2 protein-coding genes are annotated in these 1,431 nt (G+C 41.7%); both read left to right on the forward strand.

The features are described from left to right. Nucleotides 1–54: 54 nt before the first annotated feature. Nucleotides 55–1,029 (forward strand): ABC transporter substrate-binding protein, encoded by a 975-nt coding sequence (locus ACWATR_RS39990; RefSeq protein WP_460345920.1) that lies wholly within the window; start codon nucleotides 55–57, stop codon nucleotides 1,027–1,029. Then, nucleotides 1,022–1,399: a DUF1636 family protein gene (locus ACWATR_RS39995; protein ID WP_460345922.1), complete on the forward strand. Its 378-nt coding sequence runs from the start codon at nucleotides 1,022–1,024 to the stop codon at nucleotides 1,397–1,399. Before ACWATR_RS39990 ends, ACWATR_RS39995 begins: the two co-directional genes overlap by 8 nt. Nucleotides 1,400–1,431 lie beyond the last annotated feature (32 nt).

The raw sequence follows: 1,431 nt of genomic DNA on the forward strand, positions 1-1,431 counted from the left end.
ACCTTTTACAGTTCAAGGAACTGTTTCTTGGACGTTTTAATAATTAAGAAAATCATGCGACGTTTTTTCTGTTGGTTAATATTAGGCATCTTGGGATTTACTCTAGTTACAGGTTGCCATTATTTCACATCTCACAATACATCCTCTTTACCTAAACAACAAACCGCAGAATGTCGCATGGTTAAACACAACCTGGGAGAGACTTGCATCCCTACAAGTCCCCAGCGTGTTGTGACACTCCACACCTCAATCCTGGCTCATGTCCTGGCACTTGGCATCAAACCCATTGGCAGCACTTATCTCCAAGCATTCACTAATAATGTTGAAGTTCCACCTTATCTGAAATCTTATCTCACTGACATTCAGGTGTTGGGTGGCTATGACCCTAACCTCGAAAGTTTGCTGTACGTCAAACCCGATCTGATTATTGGGTATGATTGGGAGAAAAAAGTCTACCCTTTGTTAGCCCAAATTGCGCCGACAGTGCTGAGTCAGTCTCATAACAATGACGATTGGCGAAATTCTTTTCAGTTTGTGGCTGAGGTTTTAGGACGGCAAGACGTAGCCCAACAAGCCTGGGATCGCTATCACCATCGAATTGCAAAACTCAAAGCAGCATTAGGAAAACAATATCAAAATCAAACTATCTCTCTCGTTTCCATCTCTGGGGGTAGCATCTTTAGTGAGGTTAAAGGTTCATTTCCTGACCGCATCCTCAAAGATGTTGGATTACAACGTCCTGCTGCTCAGGATGTTATGGCGCAGGCTAACATGATGCCAATCTCTGAGGAAGAAATAGACAAAGCGGACGGCGATATCTTATTTGTGGGGATGATGACAACAGGCGATTACAAAAAGCTAGAAACTCTCAAACAACAACCACTTTGGCAAAAACTTCGTGCCGTTCAGCAAGATCAGGTTTATCCGGTTGATTATATGACCTGGCGGGGATTTAACCTCTTAGCTGCGGATGCCATCATTGATGACCTCTTTAAATACCTCGTTAACACACCCTCAACTTATGATTAAACACACCATATTCATCTGTAAATCCTGCCATCGTTCATCTGAAGAACGACCAGAAAATCCGCCTTTTGATGGAAATACTTTACTTGACAAACTAAATAGTTTATGTAACGAACAATTCCATCCTGACGAACTAGAAATTCAGCCTGTAGGATGTCTTTGGGCTTGCAGTCAAGGCTGTGTTGTATCTGTATCTAGCCACGAGAAACCCACCTATCTATTTGTCAATCTTTCCCCAGAAGAAAGTTCAGCAGCGTTAATAGAATTTATGCAACTGTATATCAAGAGTAGTAAAGGTGGCGTAGTTTGGGAAAAATTTCCCGAACTTTTGCAGTCTAAGATTTTCGCGCAAATTCCGCCTGCAAAATCATAGCTTTGGTAAAATATGTTTGATTTGACTCTAAA

The sequence above is a fragment of the Nostoc sp. UIC 10890 genome (genome assembly GCF_054786515.1).

Excerpts from the sequence above, each read along its gene's own strand:
- ACWATR_RS39990 (WP_460345920.1), top strand. The coding sequence starts at position 55 with ATGCGACGTTTTTTCTGTTGGTTAATATTAGGCATCTTGGGATTTACT.
- ACWATR_RS39995 (WP_460345922.1), top strand. The coding sequence starts at position 1,022 with ATGATTAAACACACCATATTCATCTGTAAATCCTGCCATCGTTCATCT.